Consider the following 20,213-nt stretch of genomic DNA (forward strand, 5'->3'; position numbering starts at 1 on the left):
CTGCGGGTTCTCAGTCGGTCTCTCGCGAGGACAGCTTTTTCCCTCGTGGCGGAGCCACTTGGGAAAAAGATCCCGCAGCGAGAGACCGGCTGAGGTTCCGCCACAGGACCACCCGAGCAGAAAGAGCCCAGCTCACCCAGCCTGAGGAATCCCGGCGGGACGGTCTGTGCTGTGGGAGATGCGGCGGAGCACGCCCTTGATGTCGCGTTCGGTCACGTCCCGGTGCGTCACGAACCGGACGTTGCCGTCCATCGGCACCGCGAGCACTCCGATCTCCTGCAGCCAGTCCAGGGTGAGCCGCACGTCCGGCACGGCGGCGAGCACGATGTTCGTCTGCGGTTCCGTGATGTCCCAGCCGAGTTCGGTGAGGCCGTCGGCGAGCAGCTTCGCGTGCCGGTGGTCGGTCGCCAGCGCGGGGACCCGGTCGAGCGCCACCAGTCCGGCCGCGGCGAGCACTCCGCCTTGGCGGACTCCGCCGCCGAGCATCTTGCGCATCCGGCGGGCTTCGGCGACGAAGTCGCTGGTGCCCGCCACGACGGAGCCCACGGGGGCGCCGAGCCCTTTGCTCAGGCACGCCTGCACGGTGTCGACGCCGACGGTGAGCGCGGCGGGCGGCAGTTCCAGGGCGGTCGCGGCGTTCCAGATCCGGGCGCCGTCGAGGTGCACGCGCAGCCCGCGGTCGCGGGCCGCCGCGGCGAGCTGGGCGTGCTCGTGCGGCGGGATGACGGCGCCGCCCGCGGCGTTGTGGGTGTTCTCCAGGCACAGCAGCGTGGTGTGCAGCGCGTCGTAGCGCCGGTCACCGCTTGCGTGCGCACGGACCGCGTCGGCGGTGGGGCGTCCCGGTCCGGCGTTCCAGTCGAGCGGTTCCGGCATGCCGCCGGCGAGCCACGCGGCGGAGCCGAGTTCGTGGTGCAGCACGTGCGCGCCGCGCGGCGCGAGGAACCGGTCTCCTCTGCGGAGGTGGATGGAGAGGGCGATCAGGTTGCCCATCGTGCCGCTGGGCACCCACAGCGCCGCGGCCGTGCCCAGCAGCTGGGCTGCTTTTTCCTCCAGCGCGCGCATCGTGGGGTCGTGGTCCAGCACGTCGTCGCCGACCTCGGCTTCGGCCATCGCCGCCGCCATCTTCTTGTCGGGACGCGTGACCGTGTCGGAACGCAGATCTGTGGATGCCGTTTTGGTCACGAACCGATCACACCACATCGGCGGGGGGGCGAGGCAACTGGTTGGGGGATACCGGTTCGCCCGGACGCGTTCCTCGCCTGTTCGTTCTCGGACACCGCGCGTTCGCTCATCCCCTGAACGGCCGATCGCCGCGGGTGGGCGTCGAGCGCGGCGCTCCACCGGTGCGCACCGAGGCGGAGCGGATCGGGCGCAGGCTCTAAGGTTCCTCACGCGTGCCGCCGGTCCGCGGTGTCCGAGATCGGGGCCGGGTGGCATGCAACCGTAGGGGCCGGTAGCACCGTCCCAGGAGTGCAAGCACGGACGAGCGGAGAGTCCGCGTGGACCAGCGCGAGGAGCAGGAGTTCGCGGAGTATTTCGCGGCTCGGCGGGAGGCGGTTCGTCGGATGGCGTACATGATGTGCGGTGACTGGCACCGCGCTGACGATCTCGCCCAGACCGCGTTCATCGCCTTGCACCGCCACTGGCGCAAGGTGCGGGACAAGGGGGCGCTCGACGCGTACGTGCGGCGAACGCTCAGCCGAGCGGTGATCGACGAGTCCCGGCGTCCGTGGCGGCGGGAGCGGTTCACCGACGTGCTGCCGGACCGGCCCGCGGAGTCGGGTGCGGTCGACGACGGCATCGCGACCCGCCAGACGCTGGTCGCCGGTCTGCGCGAGGTTCCACCGAAGCAGCGGGCCGTCCTGGTGCTGCGATTCCTGGAGGGGCTCGACGTCGCCGGGGTCGCCGAGGTCATGAAGTGCAGCGAGGGCACCGTGAAGAGCCAGTCGGCCCGTGGGCTGGAGGCGCTGCGGGAAGCCCTCGGCGGCCAACTCGACGATCTTCGATCGACGTCGTGAGGAGGTGCGGCAAGTGAACGAGACAGAGCTGGAGCAGTTGTTCCAGAACGCGGCGCGCGGCGCTCCCGAGGCGTCGTTCGACGAGCAGGACGTGCTGCGCGGATCGCGCCGGGTCACGGCGCGCCGCCGCACGGCGCTCGCCGGCGGCTCGCTGGTCGCCGCGGCCGTGCTGGTCGGCGGGGTCGGTGTGGGCACCGGCCTGTTCGGCGAGTCCGCTCCGGTGGCGCAGGCTCCCGCGACGCCGACGCAGTCCCCGATGGCGTTGCCGCAGGCACCGGCCGATCCGAAATCCGCGCCCGCCACGCCCAAGTCCGGGCCCATCTCGCTGGGCGACCCGGTCGGGGGCGGCGAGTGCGGCCCGCCGGACTCGGAGCTGGCGAGCGCGCTGTCGGAGCGGCTCCCCGAGGCCAGGGGCACCCGGCCGACCGGCGCCGACGGGTCCTGTCCGATCGGGGCGAAGACCGCCGCCGTGGTGATCCGGGAAGGCCAGGCGTCGGGCAAGGTCGCGGTGCTGGTCAGCCCGACGGGCGCGAAGCCCGCCGCGGCGGCCGGGCGGGCGCCGAACACCGCCGTGGTGGAGGTGCCGACGCGCAGCGGCCGGACGTTGACCGTGCTCAGCGAGCCGAAGGGCGCGGAGCACGCCCCCTACGCCGACCGGATCCAGGAGATCGCCGACACCTTGGCGCCCCGCTTCTAGGCGCTCCCACCCGTCACGGTGTGGACGACTCCCGCGATTTCGCGAGAACTTGAACCACCCGAACGGGGCGAACACCCCGCCCGCACGCAGCGGCACCCCGGATGACCAGCCCGAACAGTCGTCCACAAGGGGTGTCCGACACGCCAGGCGCGTTCAATCTCTCGCGAAATCGCGGACCCCGGGGGATCAGGCGAGTTTGCGGCGGAGCATGCGGCGGGCCGCGGCGCGGGGGTCCGGGTCGCTCTCGATGAGGGCGTTCACCACGGCGCCGTCCACGAGCGCGATCAGCTCCAGCAGGCGTTCCCCGTCGACGGGCATGCCGCTGCGGGCGAGGATCTCGGAGAGCAGTTCGTGCAGCTCACCGCTGAGCTCCCGCATCAGCGGCGCCAGGTACGGCCGCCGCGGCGAGCCCACGAGCCGTTCGTAGCGCAGCAGCACCGGCTTCGTCCCGCCTTCCCGGGACTCGTGCCCGAGCAGCAGGTCCAGCAGCAGGTCGGTCACCACGTCCACCGTGCGCAGCTCGTCGGCGAGCTCGTCGAGCCGGGCGCGGCCGGTGGCGAGCTCGGCCCGGCCCTCGTGCTCCACCGCCGCCGCGACGAGGTCGTCGAGCGAGGTGAAGTAGTAGGTCGTCGAGGCGAGGGGCAGCCCGGCCCGCTCCGCCACGGCCCGGTGGCGCACCGCTTCGAGGCCGCCTTCGGAGAGCAACTCCACCGCCGCCTCGACCAGGGCCTGGCGGCGGCGCTCGCCCTTCGGGGTCGCCGCTGTCATGACCGCTGATCCTAATGAGTCCTCACGGCACGATCCGCGCAGCTGGCCGGGTGGCGGCACCCCCCGACCCTTTCGGTGCGGCCGCGCTTTCCCGGGCCGCGCCCCCGGCACGTCGAATCCGGGAAGCCGTGCCCGGTCACTGCTCAGCGACGACCGAGACCCGGGGCTACTCCCCGAAAGCGGCGCGGTGCAGCGCCGCGTAGGACCCGTCGGCGGCCAGCAGGTCCCGGTGCGCGCCGAGTTCCACGACGCGCCCGCCGTCGACGACCGCGACCCGGTCGGCGGTGCGCGCGGTGTGCAGCCGGTGCGCGATGGCGATCACCGTGCGGCCCGCCAGCAGCGTCGACAGCGATCGTTCCAGCTCCCGCGAGCTGTCCCCGTCGAGCAGGGAGGTCGCCTCGTCGAGCACCAGCGTGTGCGGGTCGGCCAGCACCACCCGTGCCAGCGCGAGCTGCTGCGCCACGGCCGCGGGCACCGGGTGGCCGCCGGATCCGATGATGGTGTCCAGCCCGTCCGGCAGCCGGGCCGCCCAGTCCGCGGCGCCGACCGTGCCCAGCGCGTCGAGCAGTTCCGCGTCGCGCCACTCCCGCGCCTCCGGCAGCGACAGGTTGTCCCGCAGGCTCGCGGTGAACACGTGGTGCTCCTGGGTGAGCAGCACGACCTCCCGCCGGGTGCGGGCGGTGGGCATCGCCGTGATCTCCACGTCGCCGAACGCCACCGAACCGGAGTCGGGGACGCTGACCCCGGCGATGAGCCGCCCGATCGTGGACTTGCCCGCCCCGGACGGCCCGACGATCACCAGCCGCTCCCCGGCGGGCACCCGCAGGTCGATGCCGTGCAGGACCTCGCGGCCCGCGCGGTAGGAGAACCGCACGTCGCGCAGCACCAGGTCGTGCCCGGCTCCGCGCGGAGCCGGGTCCTGCGGGGCGCGGTCGGGCGGTGAGTCCGGCACGCCGAGGATGCGGGTCAGCGCGGCGTGGCCCAGCTGCATCTCCTCCAGCCACGCGAACAGCTCCGCCAGCGGCGCCGACAGCGTCGCCGCGTACAGCACGACCGTGGTCACCGTGCCGAGCTCCGCCCAGCCCGCCTGGTAGCTCCAGCCGCCGATCAGCAGGATCGCCGCGATCGGCAGCACGTAGGCAAGTTCCAGCGTCGGCAGGAACACCGACAGCAGCGTGCGGTGCCGCCGCTCGCCGTCGATGGCCCGCTCCAGGACCTCGTCGTTGTGCGCGCGGCGCCGCTCGGTGAGCCGCAGCGAGTCGATGGTGCGGGCGCCGCGCACCGTCTCGTGGATGCTGGACTGCACCCCGGCCCAGTCCCGCAGCATCCGGCTGATCGTCGTCGCGGCGCGCGGGAAGTACCACCGGCTCACGGCCACCAGCAGCGGCACCGCGACGAGCATCCCGCAGGCGAGCAGCGGCGAGGTGAGCAGCATCGCGACGACGGTGAGCGCGATGGTGAGCACCGCCGCCGTCAGCTCCGGCGCCGCTTCGCGGACGGTGAAGTCGAGCCGGTCCACGTCGGCGGTGGAGCGGCTGAGCAGGTCGCCGGTGCCCGCGTCCTCCACGGTGCCCAGCGGCAGCCGCAGCGCGCGGGCCACGACGTCCTCGCGCACTTCGGCGAGCACGGACTCGCCGAACACGGCGGCGCGCAGCCGGGCGGCGCGGGCCAGCAGCGCGTGCACCACCAGCACCGCGAGGAAACCGCCCGCGAGCGCGTCCACCCGCCAGGCCGCGGTGCCCGCGGACACGGAGTCGACGAGCCGCCCGAGCAGTTGCGGGCCGATCAGCCCGACCACCGTGGTCAGCCCGAACAGCAGCATCACCAGGGTGAACTCGCGGCGGTGCGCGGCCCCGGTGCGCCGCAGCCAGCGCAGCACCTCGGTCCGGTCGGCCAGCGGCAGGCTCACCGCGCACCTCCTGTCACGCGCAGCGCGCGGTCGGCCGTCGCGTGCCACAGCGGGCTCTGGGTGAGCACGATCGTGGTGCGACCTTTGCGCAGGTCCCGGACTCGGCGCACGATCCGCGCCTCGGTGTGCGCGTCGACGGCGGAGGTCGGTTCGTCGAGCACGAGCACGTCGGCGTCGCTGCACAACGCGCGCGCCAGCAGCAGCCGCTGGCGCTGCCCGCCGGACAGCGAGCGGGCCTGCTCGGTGAGGGCGCCGTCGGCGGGCAGCGCGTCGAGCACGTCCTCGGCGTCGGCGGCGTGCAGCGCGGTCTCGACCAGCACCGCGGACCCCAGGTCGAGCCCGGCGCGGACCGGCCCGGCGAACAGCAGGTCCTGGTTGTGCGCCAGCACGATCCGCTCCCGCAGCGCGCCGATCGCGACCTCGTCGAGCGGGACGTCCCCGGCGTGCACCCGGCCGTCGGCGGTGTGCCGGGCGAGCCGTTCCGCCAGCGCCTCCCCGTCCCCGCCCGCGTCGATGGCGGTGAGCGCGCCCGCTTCGGCGCGGGCGCCGGTGCGCTCGTCGACCAGGGCGAGCGGCCCGAGGGGCAGCGCGCGCGGCTCCGGCGGGTCGGCGGGTTCCGGGCGCAGCCGAAGCAGCCCGCACGCCCGGTTCGCCGCGACCACGGCGGCGGCGAAGGTGCTCGCCGCCTCGGTGGCCGTGCGCACCGGGATCACCAGGAAGCTGGACACGCCGTAGAACGCGACGAGTTCGCCGACGCTGATCGTCCCGCTCAGCGCCATCCGCGCGCCCAGCCAGGTGACGAGCACCGTCACCAGTCCGGGCAGCAGGATCTCGGCGCCCGCCAGCCACGCGGTGATCCGCCCGGCGGCGATTCCCGCGTCGCGCACCTCGCGGCTCGCGGCGACGAACCGGGCGTGGAACCGGGCTTCGCCGCCGACGCCGCGCAGGATGCGCAGGCCGGAGACGATGTCCGCGGCCAGCGTGCTGAGGCCGGTCAGGTTCTCGCGCTGGGCCTCTTCGCGCCGGCGCAGCGGGCGCAGCAGCGGGCCGATGCCCAGCGTCGCCAGCGGCACCCCGATCAGCGCGACCGCGCCCATCAGCGGGGAGATCGTGATCAGCGCGGCGGCGGCGACCAGGAAGGCGACGACGGCGCCGGTGAGCCTGGCGAGCACTTCGAACGCCTTGCCCACCTGGTAGATGTCGGAGGAGCCGACGGCCACGACCTCACCGGTGCGGACCCGCCGGGTGAGCGTGCCGCCGAGCCCCGCCACGTGGTGCAGCACCGCGCGTTCCGCGCTGCCCGCGCCGTGCAGCCACAGCGTGTGCGCCGTCCACCCGAGCGCCGCCGCGCCCAGCGCCTGGACGAGTCCGAGCCCCAGCACCACCAGCACCCACCCGAGCAGCGCCGAACCGTCCCGGCCCGCGATGCCCGCGTCCAGCGCCCGGCCGATGACCAGCGGCAGCACCGCGGTCGACAGCAGCCACGCCGATCCGGTCAGCGGCGCGAGCACGAGCAGTCCGGGCCGGTCGCGCAGCAGCGACCACAGGAAGCGGACCGGGCCGCGCGCGTCGGGAGTCATGGCGCCCCGAAACTAGCCCGCACCCGACGCCGGAGGCGACCGCTTTTCCGCGCACCTCACATCCGCGAACCGGCAGCGGAGGAGGCGCGAGCACCGGAGCTCCGGGACCGGGAAGTATCCTGGCCAGCCGTGACGGTCAAGCCCCACCTCCCGAACGTGCTCGCCCACCGCTACGCCTCGCCGGAGCTGGTCGAGCTGTGGTCCCCGCAGCACAAGGTCGTGCTGGAACGCCAGCTGTGGCTGGCGGTGCTGCGCGCCCAGGCCGACCTCGGCGTCGACGTGCCGGACGGCGCGGTCGCCGACTACGAGCGCGTGATCGACCAGGTCGACCTGGACTCGATCGCCGAGCGCGAGCGCCAGACCCGGCACGACGTGAAGGCCCGCATCGAGGAGTTCAACGCCCTCGCCGGTCACGAGCACGTGCACAAGGGCATGACCTCCCGGGACCTCACCGAGAACGTCGAGCAGCTGCAGGTCCGCCGCAGCCTGGAGCACGTGCGCGACCGCGTGGTCGCCGTGCTGGCCCGGCTCGCGCGCTTGGCGGCCGAGCACGGCGAGCTCGTCGTGGCGGGCCGTTCGCACAACGTCGCGGCGCAGGCCACGACGCTGGGCAAGCGCTTCGCGACGGCCGCCGACGAGCTGCTCGTCGCGTTCGGCCGGGTCGAGGAGCTGCTGGCGCGCTACCCGCTGCGCGGTGTGAAGGGCCCGGTCGGCACCTCGCAGGACATGCTGGACCTGCTCGGTGACGCCGGGAAGCTCGCCGAGCTGGAAGACCGCGTCGCCGAGCACCTCGGGTTCGGGAAGGTCCTCACCAGCGTCGGGCAGGTGTACCCGCGGTCGCTGGACTTCGAGGTGCTGACCGCGCTGTCGCAGCTGGCGGCGGCGCCGTCCTCGGTGGCGAAGACGATCCGGCTGATGGCGGGCCACGAACTGGTCACCGAGGGCTTCCAGCCCGGCCAGGTCGGTTCGAGCGCGATGCCGCACAAGATGAACACCCGTTCCTGCGAGCGCGTCAACGGCCTGTCCGTGGTGCTGCGCGGGTACGTGTCGATGGGCGGCGAGCTGGCCGGGGACCAGTGGAACGAGGGCGACGTGTCCTGCTCGGTGGTGCGCCGCATCGCGCTGCCGGACGCGTTCTTCGCGTTCGACGGGCTGCTGGAGACGTTCCTGACGGTGCTCGACGAGTTCGGCGCCTACCCGGCCGTGGTCGCCCGCGAGCTGGACCGCTACCTGCCGTTCCTGGCGACGACGAAGGTGCTGATGGCGGCCGTGCGCGCCGGCGTGGGCCGCGAGACGGCGCACGAGGCGATCAAGGAGAACGCCGTCGCGGTGGCGCTGGCCATGCGCGAGCAGGGCGTCGAGCGCAACGACCTGCTGGCCCGGCTCGCCGCCGACGACCGGCTGCCCCTGGACGAGGCGGCCCTGGAGGAACTGCTCGCCGACCGCCTGTCGTTCACGGGTGCGGCCGCTGATCAGGTCCACGCCGTCGTCGCGGCTGTGGATGACGTCGTGGCTCGGTACCCCGAAGCCGCGAAGTACGCTCCTTCGCCGATTCTCTGACGTTCTCGCAGTCGGGACGACCGAAGCCGTCCCGACGGTGAGACCTGCTTTGCGGCCGTAGGCCGTGCCTGTACGCGCGAAGCGCATAGCCCACGTCCGCAAACCGACCACTGGCGGGTTCTCAGCGGTTTCCTCGCGAGGGCAGCATTTTTCCTCGTGGCGGAGCCACTTGGAAAAATGATCCCGCAGCGGGGAAACCGCTGAGGTTCCGCTACCCGGACACCCGAGACGAACGAGCCGTGAAAGCGGCGGTGGGTGCGCCCGGTCGTTGCCGGTCAGGGGTGGTGGGAGAGAATCGGGGCGTGGTCGCACTCTCCGATTACCCGCAGATCGCCGCGGGCAAGGTTCGCCAGCTGCACGCCGTGGACGACGAGCACCTGCTGATGGTGGCGTCGGACCGCATTTCGGCCTACGACCACGTGCTGGACACGCCGATCCCCGACAAGGGCCGGGTGCTCACGGCGATGAGCGTGTTCTGGTTCGACCTGCTCGCCGACGTGGTGCCGAATCACGTGGTGTCCGCCGACGACCCGCGGATCCCCGCCGAGGTGCGCGGTCGCGCGCTGCTGGTGCGCAGGCTGGAGATGCTGCCGGTGGAGTGCGTCGCGCGCGGCTACCTCACCGGGTCCGGCCTGGTCGACTACCGCGCCACGGGCGCGGTGTGCGGCGTCGAGCTGCCGGGCGGTCTGACGGAGGCCTCGAAGCTGCCGGAGCCGATCTTCACCCCGGCGACGAAGGCGGAGCTGGGCGCGCACGACGAGAACGTCAGCTTCGACGCCGTCGCCGCCCAGGTCGGCCGGGAGCGCGCCGAGCAGCTGCGGGAACTGACCTTGCGGGTGTACGCGCGGGCCGCGGAGCACGCGGAGAGCCGCGGCGTGATCCTCGCCGACACCAAGTTCGAGTTCGGCCTCGGCGCGGACGGCCTGGTGCTGGGCGATGAGGTGCTCACCCCGGATTCCTCGCGGTTCTGGCCCGCCGACGGCCACGAGCCGGGCCGGGTGCAGCCGTCGTTCGACAAGCAGTACGTGCGGAACTGGCTGACGTCGCCGGAATCCGGGTGGGACCGCGCGTCGGACGCGCCCCCGCCGCCGCTGCCGGAGGACGTCGTCGCCGCCACCCGAGCCCGCTACGTCGAGGCCTACGAGTGGATCTCCGGCCGCGACCTCGCCGACTGGCCGTCCCCAGCCTGACCCCAACGCAGGAGACCGGCGTCCGTTGCCGTTGGTCGTTGTCCTGTCAGCGGCGAAGCCGCTGAGCAGCGACCACCAGAGCAACCGGCACCGCCGCGGGTTCTCAGTGGCTTCCTCGCGAGGACAGCTTTTTTCCTCGTGGCGGAGCCACTTGGGAAAAAGATCCCGCAGCGAGGAAGCCACTGAGGTTCCGCCACCCGACCCGCTCAGCAGGCCCGGTCCGCGAGCATTCGTTCGGACTGTGCTTTTCGGTTACCTGCTGGTCAGGGCGTCGACATCCGGGGCGGGCCCAATGATGTGCCGTGGGCATCCCGATGGTCGTCTCGTTGTCCGGGATCGGAGATCGGTCCCTGGAGCACTGCGCCGAGTTCGCCGCCGAGCTGGACCAGCGGCGCACGCCGTTGACGTTGCTGGTCGCGCCGCGCCCGAGCGGTTCCGCGCCGCCCGGACCCGACCGGCCCGCCGTGAGCTGGGTGCGGGCCCGGCAGCGTCGCGGGGATGCGCTGGCGCTGCACGGCTTCGACCACGCCCCTTCGGGGCAGCGCATGTTGCCCAGGGTGGCGTCGTCGGGTCCGGCGGCGGCGGTGCGCGGCGCCGAGTTCGCGGCGCTCCCGGCGCACGAGGCGGGGCTGCGGCTGCACGCCGCGACGGCCGCGCTGGACCGGTTGGGCCTGCGCACCGAGCTGTTCGTGCCGCCGCGCTGGTTGTCCTCGCCGGGCACCGTGACGGCGCTGCGCGGACGTGATTTCCAGGTGTGCGCGGACGCGCTGGCGGTGCACGAGCTGGCCACCGGCCGGGTGCACCGGGCTCGGGTGCACGCGTTGGGGCCGGGCGCGCGCGTCGAGCACTGGTGGTGCCGGGCGCTGGTGCTGGGCGTGGGGCGCGCGGCGCGGCGCGGGCGGATGGTGCGGCTCGCGGTGGACTCGGCGGACCTCGCTCGTCCCGGACCGCGGCGGGCCGTGCTGGATTCGATCGATCTTGCGCTGCACCACGGCGCGGAGCCCGCGACGTACGAGTCCTTCGCCGGCGCCGTCGTACCCCGGCAGCGCCGGGCGCCCGGGATGGGCGGGCGGCTGCCGAACCTGGATCCGCTGTCGAGCTGACCCCTCGATCCGCGTGGTGAAAGGGCTTTCACCTTGTGCTCAGGGAAACCTCATGCCGGCCCGCGAAGCTTCTTCTCGTCAGGGAGAGCGAGACGGAAGAGGCAGGACCATGAGGATCAGGAAGCCGAGCAGGGCAGTGCTGACCACCGCGGCGATCATCGGCGTGCTGGGCATCGGCGGCGCGGGCGTCGCGCTGGGCGGCGCCGAGGGGCCGCGGGAGCCCGCTCCGGCATCGGCGGTCGGCTGGGACGACGACGGGCCGTGGGACGACGACCGCTGGGAACGCGACGACCGGGACGACGGGCCGGGTGAGGACGACGCGGACGACCGCGACGACGTGCCCGCCGGTCTCCCCGGAGCGCCGCTGCCGGACGACGACCGCTTCGACGACGACCGCGACGACCACCTCGACGACCGGGATGACCGGGACGACCACCGCGACGACCGGGACGACGATCGCGATGACCGCGACGACTACCTGGACGACCGGTTCGACGACCGCGATGACCACCGGGACGACCGGGACGACCGCCTCGACGACCACTTCGACGACGACCGGTTCGACGACCACCGCGACGACCGCTTCGACGACGGCCCCCACGACGACTGACCCCGAGCGCCGGAACGGACCGTCCGGCCGGACGGTCCGTTCACCTGGGGCTCACAGCGAGGTCGCCGCCGCGCGGTCCAGCACCGCGACGTCGGTGCCCTGCGGCCCGAGCTGCTCGAACATCCCGTAGTGCATGGCGGGCGAGGCCAGCACCGCTTCGTGGATCGGCACCGCGACGCGAGGGCTCACGGCGCGCAGGAAGTCCACGGCCTCCGAGAGCTTCAGCCACGGCGCCCCGGTCGGCAGGCCCAGCACGTCGATCCGCTGCTCGGGCACGTGGAACGAGTCGCCGGGGTGGTAGAAGCCGCCGTGATCGACGAGCAGGCCGATGTTGTCGATGACCGGGATGTCGGGGTGGATCACGGCGTGCTGCCCGCCGACGACGTTCACGGCGGAGCCGCCCAGCTCGAACGCGTCACCGGGGCGCGCGGTCTCCGGCTGGAAGCCCTTCTCGGCGAGGATCCCCACCGTGGACGGGTCGGTGATGAGCCGCGCGTCCGGGTTGTCGTCGAGCAGGCCGGGCAGCCGGTCGGCGTCGTAGTGGTCGAAGTGCTGGTGCGTGATGAGCACGGCGTCCAGGTCCCGCACGTCCTCGAACCCCTGGGAGAAGGCGCCGGGGTCGATCAGCAGGCGGGCTCGGCCGGTGTCCACCAGCACGCACGCGTGTCCGAAGTGAGTGATCTGCATCGGCTCGCCTCTCTAGGCTGCATCAGGTCCGGCCCCCAGCGTCTCAGAGCCCTGTCTTTGGTCTCGGCTTGAGTAGTGGGTCGGGTGGCGGAACCTCAGCGTTCTTCTCGCTGCGGGATCTTTTTCCCGAGTGGCTCCGCCACGAGGGAAAAAGCTGTCCTCGCGAGAAGAACGCTGAGAACCCGCCGGTGGTCGGCCTGCTCTGGTGGTCGCTGCTCAGCGGCTTCGCCGCTGACAGGACAACGACCGACGACCGCGCTCACCTGGAAGGGCAAGATCAAAGACAGGTGGTCGGGGCCCGTCAGCGGGGGGGGGGGGGGGGGGGGGGGGGCGTTGCCCGCGCCTCGTCTTCGCAGCAGCGCGGCCTCGGTCGCCGTGCTGAGCCCGGCTTCGCGCGGCCGGTCGAACCCCAGCGCGCGTTCGGTTTCCAGCGCCGCGCGGGCGGTGTCGCCGAGCGGTCTGATCCGCAGCCCGGCGGCGAGCGAGGGCGCGGCGTCGCGGCTGACGAAGCCGTGGTGCGTCGCCGGGGCCCACAGCGGGAAGGAGTCCGGCCCGGCCCAGCGCGCGACGCCCGCCGCGTCCAGCGCCGCGGCGTCGACCGGCACGAAATCGGTGCCGGGCGGCGCGACGGCCGCGGCGATCCCGTCGAGCAGGGAGCCGAGGTCGGTGACGGGCGCGATGCCGTCGAAGGTGCCGGTCAGGCCGGTTTCGGCGGCCAGCACGATCCAGTCGGCGAGGTCGCGCACGTCGATGTGCTGGATCGGCTGCTCGCGCGGCGGTACCGGGATGCGACCGCCGCGGCTGATCCGGTTCACCCAGTACCCGAAGCGGTCCTTGACGTCGCCGGGCCCGGTGATCAGCCCGGGGCGCACGAGGAACGCCCGATCGCCGAGGGCGGCGCGCACCGCGTCCTCGCAGGCCACCTTGGTCCCGCCGTAAGCGGTGACCGGGTCGGTGCCGGGCTCGACCACTTCCAGCGGTGCCAGCAGGTCGGCGTCCGTGCTCCGGCCGGGCGTCTCGGTGTCCGTGTAGACGTTGATGGAGGACACGAAGGTCCAGTGCGCGGTGCCCGCGCCGAACGCCGCCAGCGCCCGCGCCACCCAGGGCAGCGACATGGTGGCGACGTCGACGACCGAGTCGAAGCGTTCCCCGGCGAGTTCGCGCAGCCCGCCGGGATCGTCCCGGTCGACGGGGACCAGCGCGGCACCGGCCGGGACCGTTCCGCTGGTGCCGCGCGCGGCGCAGGTCACGTCGTGGCCGCGGTGCACGGCCGTCGCCGCCACTTCGCGGGAGAGGAATAGCGTGCCGCCCAGAATCAGCATTTTCATGATTCGAGACTGCCATTCGGGTGAGACCGGGGATACACGTATCGCTGGGAGCGGAAAAATGGTGGTCGGGGGCTTCTCGTTGCGCCGCTGCTGGGGGGAGTGCGGCGCAACGAGAAGCGTTCCGGAGATTCCGCCGGGGGGTGGGCGGAATCCCCGCCGCCCCGCGTCGCGCGGAAGGGGGAGGTCGCGCGCCTGCGGTGGCGGATCTGCCCGGCCTGTTCGAGCGCGAGGCCGGGAGCTGGTGGTTCGTGCCTGGTGAGTGGTCGGGCGTCGGCGTCTCGGTCCGCCGTCCGTGGTTCGTCGGGTGCGGTGGCCGTGGATCGTGGCGGCGGTGTTTTCGGCTGCTACGTGTAAGACGTGCGAACCCCGGTGAATGTTCCGCGAAATCGGGGAGAAGTGTGCGAGGACACAGCGCCGAAAAGCGTTCCGGATAATCGTGCTGAATTCGGCTGAGTAGCGCTACTCAAAATGCTGGACCCCATTTATCCGCGCATCGCCCGATCGGGTCAGGCGCGGGCGCGCGGCACCCGCGCGCCCGCCTGACCACGCGCCTGCGCGGTCCGGGGTGTGGCGCACGGCGCTTCCGGTGCACCTGTCTGCGAGGGCGAACCCGCAGCTCAGTTACCCTTTGCAGGTACTGCTGGACATCCATCGCTGCTCTGCACGGAGCAGCTGGATCTGCACGAATCCGGGAGCATCGCCCGTGGCCCGAGTCGTCGTCGACGTCATGCCCAAGCAGGAGATCCTCGATCCGCAGGGTCAGGCGGTGGCCACCGCGCTGCCCCGGCTCGGTTTCGCGGGCATCTCCGAAGTCCGCCAGGGGAAGCGGTTCGAGCTGGAGGTCGCCGACGACGTCGACGACGCCACGCTCGCCCAGATCGCCGAAACGCTGCTCGCCAACCCCGTGATCGAGGACTTCGCCGTCCGCAGGGTGGAAGCATGAGCGATTTCGGGCCCACTTCAGCCCTGCGCAACCGCGCCTCAGGGGAACGTGACGCAAGCCGGCCACGAGAAACCGCGACACGCGAGGTCCGGCCGGGCGCAACCACCACTGCGACTCGCGGAGAGGCGGTACCGGCATGAGCGCGAAGATCGGTGTCATCACCTTCCCCGGCACGCTCGATGACGTGGACGCCCAGCGTGCCGCGCGCCGGGCCGGTGCCGAAGCGGTCCCGCTGTGGCACGCCGACGCGGACCTGCGCGGCGTGGACGCGGTGATCGTGCCCGGCGGGTTCTCCTACGGGGACTACCTGCGCTGCGGCGCCATCGCGAAGTTCGCCCCGGTGATGGGCGAGGTGGTGCGCGCCGCCGGGCAGGGCATGCCGGTGCTCGGCATCTGCAACGGCTTCCAGATCCTCTGCGAGGCAGGCCTGCTGCCGGGTGCGCTGACCCGCAACTCGGCGCTGCACTTCGTGTGCCGCGACCAGTGGCTGAAGGTGGAGAACAACACCTCCGCGTGGACGTCCCGCTACGACGCGGGCGCCGAGCTGCTGGTGCCGCTGAAGTCCGGTGAGGGCGCCTACATGGCCGACGCGGCCGTGCTCGACGAGCTCGAAGGCGAAGGCCGCGTGCTGTTCCGCTACGCCGGGGACGACCCGAACGGGTCGCTGCGCGGGATCGCGGGCATCACCGACGCCCGAGGCCGGGTCGCGGGCCTCATGCCGCACCCCGAGCACGCCATCGACCCGCTGACCGGGCCCACCGACGACGGCCTCGGCATGTTCCTGTCCGTTCTCGACGTACTGGTGGCAGCGTGAGCAACAACCCCGAAGACGCGACCGCGGCGGCGGTGAGCGCCGTCGCCGACGGGCCGGAGAGCGACCCGGTCGCCGAGCGCCCGGAACTGGACACCGTGGGCATCGCGAAGTCCTCCCCGGAGCTCGACCAGCCGTACCGCGAACTCGGCTTGAAGGACGACGAGTACCAGCGCATCCGCGAGATCCTGGGCCGCCGCCCCACCGACGCCGAACTGGCGATGTACTCGGTGATGTGGAGCGAGCACTGCTCGTACAAGTCCTCGAAGGTGCACCTGAAGTACTTCGGCGAGACCACGACGCCGGAGATGCGGGAGAAGATGCTGGCGGGCATCGGCGAGAACGCCGGTGTGGTCGACATCGGTGACGGCTGGGCCGTCACGTTCAAGCTGGAATCGCACAACCACCCGTCGTACGTGGAGCCCTACCAGGGCGCGGCCACGGGCGTCGGCGGCATCGTCCGCGACATCATGGCGATGGGCGCTCGGCCGGTCGCGGTGGCGGACCCGCTGCGCTTCGGCCCGGCGGACGCCCCGGACACCCGCCGGGTGCTGCCCGGCGTGGTCGCGGGCGTCGGCGGCTACGGCAACTGCCTGGGCCTGCCGAACATCGGCGGCGAGGTCGTCTTCGACGAGTCCTACGCGGGCAATCCGCTGGTCAACGCCATGTGCGTCGGCGTGATGAAGACCGAGGACCTGCACCTGGCGCACGCCAGCGGCACGGGCAACAAGATCATCCTGTTCGGTGCGCGCACCGGTCTCGACGGCATCGGCGGCGTGTCCGTGCTGGCTTCGGAGACCTTCGACGACGCCGAAGGCGGGACTGGTCGCAAGAAGCTCCCGAGCGTGCAGGTCGGCGACCCGTTCACCGAGAAGGTCCTCATCGAGTGCTGCCTGGAGCTGTACCACTCGGGCCTGGTCGTGGGCATCCAGGACTTGGGCGGCGCGGGCCTGTCCTGCGCGACCTCCGAGCTGGCGTCGGCCGGTGACGGCGGCATGCGCGTCGACCTGGACCTGGTGCCGCTGCGCGCGGAGGGCATGAACCCGGCGGAGGTGCTCTCCAGCGAGTCGCAGGAGCGCATGTGCGCCGTCGTGCGTCCGGAGGACGTGGACGCCTTCATGAAGGTCTGCGAGAAGTGGGACGCCCTGGCCACGGTGATCGGCGAGGTCACCGACGGGGACAACCTGGAGATCTACTGGCACGACGAGCTCGTCGTGGACGTGCCGCCGCGCACCGTCGCCCACGAGGGCCCGGTCTACGAGCGCCCGGTGCAGCGCCCCGGTGAGCAGGACCTGATCGCCGCGGACAACGCGAACACCCTCGCCCGCCCGTCCACCGCAGACGAGCTGCGGGACACGGTGCTGAAGATGGCGGCCTCGCCGAACCTGTGCTCCCGCGAGTGGGTCACCGACCAGTACGACAGGTACGTGCGGGGCAACACGGTGCTCGCGCAGCCGTCGGACGGCGGTGTGCTGCGCATCGACGAGGAGACGGGCCGCGGCGTCGCCATCGCCACGGACTGCAACGCCCGCTACACGCGGCTGGACCCGTACGCGGGCGCGCAGCTGGCGCTGGCGGAGGCGTACCGCAACGTCGCGGTGACCGGCGCGACCCCGATGGCGGTGACGAACTGCCTGAACTTCGGTTCGCCGGAGGACCCGGGCGTGATGTGGCAGTTCCAGCAGGCGGTGCGCGGTCTCGCCGACGCGTGCGTGGAGCTGGGCATCCCGGTGACGGGCGGCAACGTCAGCTTCTACAACCAGACCGGCAGCCAGCCGATCCTGCCGACTCCGGTGGTGGGCGTGCTGGGCACGATCGACGACGTGACCCGTCGCATCCCCACCGGCATCGGGGGCGAGGAGGGCGAGACGCTGCTGCTGCTCGGGGACACCCGCGAGGAGTTCGGCGGCTCGGAGTGGGCGCGCGTCGCGCACGGCCACCTCGGCGGCACCCCGCCGAAGGTCGACCTGGCGCGGGAGAAGCTGCTCGCGGACGTGCTGCTCGCCGGTTCCCGCGACGGCATGATCTCCGCCGCGCACGACCTGTCCGAGGGCGGGCTGGCGCAGGCGCTGGTGGAGACCGCGCTGATCGGTGAGTGCGGTGCCCGCGTGATCCTGCCCGAGGGCGCGGACCCGTTCGTGGCGCTGTTCTCGGAGTCCTCGGGGCGCGTGCTGGTGGCGGTGCCGCGCAGCGAGGAGCTGCGGTTCACCGAGATGTGCGCGGCGCGGGAGCTGCCCTGCGCGAAGGTCGGCGTGGCCGACGCGGGTTCGTCGAGCCTGGACATCCAGGACATCGCCGACATCCCGCTGACGGAGCTCCGCGCGGCCTGGGAGGGCACCCTCCCGGCCCTGTTCGGCTGACGCACCAACGGAAACGGCCCGTTCTCACCGCACCGGCGGGAGAACGGGCCGTTTTCCGTCGCTCGCTCGGTGGGGTATCGAAAGCCGTTGGGTTGATATGTTCGGCTTCCCGTGTTCGTTGCAACTTCTGTCCGATGGATTCTGCGTCCTGCCAGATTTCTCCGCGCTCGTACGACGCCGCCGCCGATCGGGCGGCGGCCGGTGCCAGGCGCTGACTTGTTCGGGCAAGGGTGTAGAACCTGCGTCAACACCTGCTATGCGACGAATCCTCCCTTGACTCTTCGGTGTCGCTAATCGTGGAGTTGTCGCCCGCGTTGCACATTCTTTCGTCGCGGCGGCTTAGTGGGAAGTTATCTAGTGCTCCAGTGATCGCCATGGAATCTGCGGCCTCGCGAATGCGCTCGTGGAAGTCGGGATCTGCGCGGCCGGCGCTCGACAGTAGTGGGTTGGCGCTTCGCGTGCTATGCGGTACTTGTCGCAGTTCGCGAGATAGATCATTTACCCGGGCCGTCTGAAACGAGCCTGAATGGTCCATGCCTTCAATTATGATGTCTAGCTTCTTCTCGAGGGAGGTCAGGCGCTTTTCGACGTCGTTCGATGTGCTCGTCTTGGTCGTGGAGTTTGGATTCTCTACTGCTGACTCAAGTATTTTTCGCACGAGGGAAGTGTATCTGTCGCCGTTCTTCTTGGCGATCTCCTGGAGGGACTCCTTTAGTTCTCGAGGGAGTCGCAAAGATGTGGATACCATAGGCCTTGGATCTTCCCACTCAAGACCTTGCTCCATCTCGTCGCTAGTATCATGATCGTCATAGAAAGCAGCGAGACGTTCCAGCTTTTCGAGCGGGAATGGAATCCTCTCGCCACTCTCGGTGAAGTGATCGGCGTTGTTGTTGGTGTCATTCATTATGGTCAACCCCTCCGGTTGGGTTACGAAGGGCGGGGTGCTGTTATCGCGCCTCACGCTGGAAAATCTTCTTTTCCTTGGCGTCCATGTCCCTAGCGGTGATGATGAAAGCAAGGCTCGGGTCGGCCGTGTCTTGAGTAGCGACCACGAACAGGTATCGGCCTGCGTACGTGCGCCCGTACAGGTGACGAGTGCCCTCGCGTCCGGTTCGCGCGGCGTGAGGGCGCTCCAGGATCGCTTCTCGTACTTCGCGGAGCGTAACCCCGTGACGTGCGATGTGGTCCGCTGACCAGTCGCTGTCTTTGACTCCCCGGAACACCTCACCACTGTATTACAAACGTGGTACGCCATGATCGCAAGGTGTTGGGGAGCGCGGAACGGCCTCCCGCTGCCGCGACGTCGGTACCCCGACCCGGCGGAACGCGCGCGGGAGGCCGAGCGGGGGCGCGCCGCCCACACCCGGTGCGCCCCCGCTCCCACGCCGACGTGCCCCCCGCGCGCCGGTGTGCGCGGGTACGACGTCGCTGAGCGGCCGACGTTGCGCCGCTGTGGTTCATCGCATAGCCGAGCATCCTGCGCGGCGCGCGGACGTCTTGTGGGTCAAGAAGTCCGATCGAGCCAGGAGGCAGACCATGAAGCTCACCCGCACCCTCGCCGCCACCGCCGTCGCGGGCGTCGCGCTCGGCCTGTCCGGCCTGACCGCCGGTTCCGCGCTGGCCAACCCCAGCGACACCCTGTGCACCAGCGACGACGTGAACATCGAGGTGACCAGGGACCTCGCCGACCCGGGCGAGTACGAGGCGTTCCTGGTCAAGTACACCGCCGCGACCCCCGAGACCAACTGCAAGCTGGAAGGCGGCTCCGCCGACTTCGCCTTCTTCGACGGCGCGGACAAGATCAAGGGCGTCGAGGTGCAGGTTGACCACGGCCCGAACGAGCCCGTGAACGTGGACGGGAGCCTGTTCGGGATCTCCCGGATCGCGCAGAAGGTCGACGCCCCGGCCAACCCGGCCGTGCCCACCACCGTCGAGTTCAACCTCCCCGGCATCCCGGACGGCCCGGCCGCGCACGAGGTCGCCGCCTGGCCCGCCGGTGAGCCCATCAAGGGCGACGTGCTGATCGCCACCCCCATCAGCCAGAGCGCCGCCGAGTGACGCGCCCCTGCGCGAGGTGAAAGCCCCGTTCGCCCGATCCGCTCGGGCGAACGGGGCTTTCAAGCGGATCAGCAGCCCTTGATCATCTTCTGGATGGAGCCGCTGAGGCCGTGGTTGAACTCCTTGCTGCTCTTCTTGCCTGCCGGCATCGACAGGCACTCCAGCCAGGTGTTCTCCGCGTCGGCCAGCTGCACCGAGACCTTCGCCGTCGTCGAGCAGTGGTTGTTGAAGTACACGCGGGTGTTGATGGTGCCGGTCGACCAGGACAGGTTCGCCTTGCCGCCCTTGCACGTCACCGAGTAGCTGTGGTCGGCCTTGGTGGTCACGTCCGGAGCGGCCGAGGCGGGCGCGACGAGCAGCGCCATGCAGGCGGCGGTGGCCGCGGTGGTTCCGGTGACGAGGCGGAAAGCCTTCGAGCGCATGAGATGTCCTCCCAGTTCGGGCCGATCCCTACCGGCCGTGTCATCAACGGCGCTCCACCCCCGGAGCACCGCTCGACGACGACGCTAGGCACCGCGGCAGCCGCGCTTCCAGCCAACATTGGGCGCGGTCGATCCTTGGCCGCGGGCCAATGACCCGCCCGCGCCGCGA

General features: G+C 71.7%; 18 protein-coding genes. 10 read left to right on the top strand and 8 right to left on the bottom strand.

Going from position 1 to position 20,213, the window contains the following annotated elements:
* Nucleotides 1–132 precede the first annotated feature (132 nt).
* Nucleotides 133–1,182, bottom strand: a complete 1,050-nt coding sequence (locus BJ969_RS29085) for a threonine aldolase family protein (protein ID WP_343071656.1) — start codon at nt 1,180–1,182, stop codon at nt 133–135.
* A gap of 317 nt (nt 1,183–1,499) precedes the next feature.
* Between BJ969_RS29085 and BJ969_RS29090 the strand changes: the two genes are divergently transcribed.
* Together BJ969_RS29090 and BJ969_RS29095 are read left to right on the top strand one after the other, a co-directional pair.
* On the top strand, nt 1,500–2,018 hold the full coding sequence (locus BJ969_RS29090) for a SigE family RNA polymerase sigma factor (RefSeq protein WP_184484324.1): 519 nt from the start codon (nt 1,500–1,502) through the stop codon (nt 2,016–2,018).
* A 13-nt stretch (nt 2,019–2,031) separates the two neighbouring features.
* Nucleotides 2,032–2,715, top strand: a complete 684-nt coding sequence (locus tag BJ969_RS29095; protein WP_184484326.1) for a hypothetical protein — start codon at nt 2,032–2,034, stop codon at nt 2,713–2,715.
* 186 nt (nt 2,716–2,901) lie between these two features.
* Here BJ969_RS29095 and BJ969_RS29100 read toward each other — a convergent pair whose 3' ends face one another.
* The 3 genes from BJ969_RS29100 to BJ969_RS29110 form a co-directional block, all read right to left on the bottom strand.
* On the bottom strand, nt 2,902–3,483 hold the full coding sequence (locus tag BJ969_RS29100) for a TetR/AcrR family transcriptional regulator (RefSeq protein ID WP_184484328.1): 582 nt from the start codon (nt 3,481–3,483) through the stop codon (nt 2,902–2,904).
* A gap of 166 nt (nt 3,484–3,649) precedes the next feature.
* Nucleotides 3,650–5,392, bottom strand: a complete 1,743-nt coding sequence (locus BJ969_RS29105) for an ABC transporter ATP-binding protein (RefSeq protein WP_343071657.1) — start codon at nt 5,390–5,392, stop codon at nt 3,650–3,652.
* Nucleotides 5,389–6,972 carry an ABC transporter transmembrane domain-containing protein gene (locus BJ969_RS29110; protein ID WP_184484331.1) on the bottom strand — a complete coding sequence of 528 codons (1,584 nt, stop codon included), beginning with the start codon at nt 6,970–6,972 and terminating at the stop codon, nt 5,389–5,391. The genes BJ969_RS29105 and BJ969_RS29110 overlap by 4 nt, the downstream gene beginning before the upstream one ends.
* A gap of 129 nt (nt 6,973–7,101) precedes the next feature.
* Here BJ969_RS29110 and purB point away from each other — a divergent pair, with 129 nt between their 5' ends.
* From purB to BJ969_RS29130, 4 genes are all read left to right on the top strand, one after another.
* A complete protein-coding gene (purB, locus tag BJ969_RS29115) occupies nt 7,102–8,532 on the top strand; it encodes an adenylosuccinate lyase (RefSeq protein ID WP_184484333.1) in 1,431 nt (476 codons plus the stop codon).
* A 302-nt stretch (nt 8,533–8,834) separates the two neighbouring features.
* Nucleotides 8,835–9,722 (top strand): phosphoribosylaminoimidazolesuccinocarboxamide synthase, encoded by an 888-nt coding sequence (locus BJ969_RS29120; protein ID WP_184484335.1) that lies wholly within the window; start codon nt 8,835–8,837, stop codon nt 9,720–9,722.
* 302 nt (nt 9,723–10,024) lie between these two features.
* Nucleotides 10,025–10,825 carry a DUF2334 domain-containing protein gene (locus BJ969_RS29125; protein WP_184484337.1) on the top strand — a complete coding sequence of 267 codons (801 nt, stop codon included), beginning with the start codon at nt 10,025–10,027 and terminating at the stop codon, nt 10,823–10,825.
* A 109-nt stretch (nt 10,826–10,934) separates the two neighbouring features.
* Nucleotides 10,935–11,435 carry a hypothetical protein gene (locus BJ969_RS29130; protein WP_184484339.1) on the top strand — a complete coding sequence of 167 codons (501 nt, stop codon included), beginning with the start codon at nt 10,935–10,937 and terminating at the stop codon, nt 11,433–11,435.
* 51 nt (nt 11,436–11,486) lie between these two features.
* Here the strand turns inward: BJ969_RS29130 and BJ969_RS29135 are convergent, their stop codons facing one another.
* Together BJ969_RS29135 and BJ969_RS29140 are read right to left on the bottom strand one after the other, a co-directional pair.
* Nucleotides 11,487–12,122, bottom strand: coding sequence for an MBL fold metallo-hydrolase (locus BJ969_RS29135; RefSeq protein ID WP_184484341.1), 636 nt, complete (start codon nt 12,120–12,122; stop codon nt 11,487–11,489).
* Between the two features lie 95 nt (nt 12,123–12,217).
* On the bottom strand, nt 12,218–13,450 hold the full coding sequence (locus tag BJ969_RS29140; RefSeq protein WP_343071658.1) for an NAD-dependent epimerase/dehydratase family protein: 1,233 nt from the start codon (nt 13,448–13,450) through the stop codon (nt 12,218–12,220).
* Between the two features lie 703 nt (nt 13,451–14,153).
* On the opposite strand from BJ969_RS29140, the gene purS reads away from it, so the two are divergent.
* From purS to purL, 3 genes are all read left to right on the top strand, one after another.
* Entirely contained in the window at nt 14,154–14,393 is a 240-nt protein-coding gene (gene purS, locus BJ969_RS29145; RefSeq protein ID WP_184484343.1) for a phosphoribosylformylglycinamidine synthase subunit PurS, read from the top strand.
* Nucleotides 14,394–14,529: 136 nt separating this feature from the next.
* Nucleotides 14,530–15,207, top strand: coding sequence for a phosphoribosylformylglycinamidine synthase subunit PurQ (purQ, locus tag BJ969_RS29150; protein WP_184484345.1), 678 nt, complete (start codon nt 14,530–14,532; stop codon nt 15,205–15,207).
* A gap of 86 nt (nt 15,208–15,293) precedes the next feature.
* Nucleotides 15,294–17,564 (top strand): phosphoribosylformylglycinamidine synthase subunit PurL, encoded by a 2,271-nt coding sequence (gene purL, locus BJ969_RS29155; RefSeq protein WP_184486076.1) that lies wholly within the window; start codon nt 15,294–15,296, stop codon nt 17,562–17,564.
* Between the two features lie 244 nt (nt 17,565–17,808).
* Here purL and BJ969_RS29160 read toward each other — a convergent pair whose 3' ends face one another.
* Nucleotides 17,809–18,468 carry a hypothetical protein gene (locus tag BJ969_RS29160; protein ID WP_184484347.1) on the bottom strand — a complete coding sequence of 220 codons (660 nt, stop codon included), beginning with the start codon at nt 18,466–18,468 and terminating at the stop codon, nt 17,809–17,811.
* A gap of 632 nt (nt 18,469–19,100) precedes the next feature.
* Here BJ969_RS29160 and BJ969_RS29165 point away from each other — a divergent pair.
* Nucleotides 19,101–19,622, top strand: a complete 522-nt coding sequence (locus BJ969_RS29165) for a DUF4232 domain-containing protein (RefSeq protein WP_184484349.1) — start codon at nt 19,101–19,103, stop codon at nt 19,620–19,622.
* Between the two features lie 68 nt (nt 19,623–19,690).
* Here BJ969_RS29165 and BJ969_RS29170 read toward each other — a convergent pair whose 3' ends face one another.
* Nucleotides 19,691–20,044 (bottom strand): hypothetical protein, encoded by a 354-nt coding sequence (locus BJ969_RS29170; protein WP_184484351.1) that lies wholly within the window; start codon nt 20,042–20,044, stop codon nt 19,691–19,693.
* Nucleotides 20,045–20,213: the final 169 nt, after the last annotated feature.

This window comes from Saccharopolyspora gloriosae (assembly GCF_014203325.1).
Taxonomy (GTDB): domain Bacteria; phylum Actinomycetota; class Actinomycetes; order Mycobacteriales; family Pseudonocardiaceae; genus Saccharopolyspora_C; species Saccharopolyspora_C gloriosae.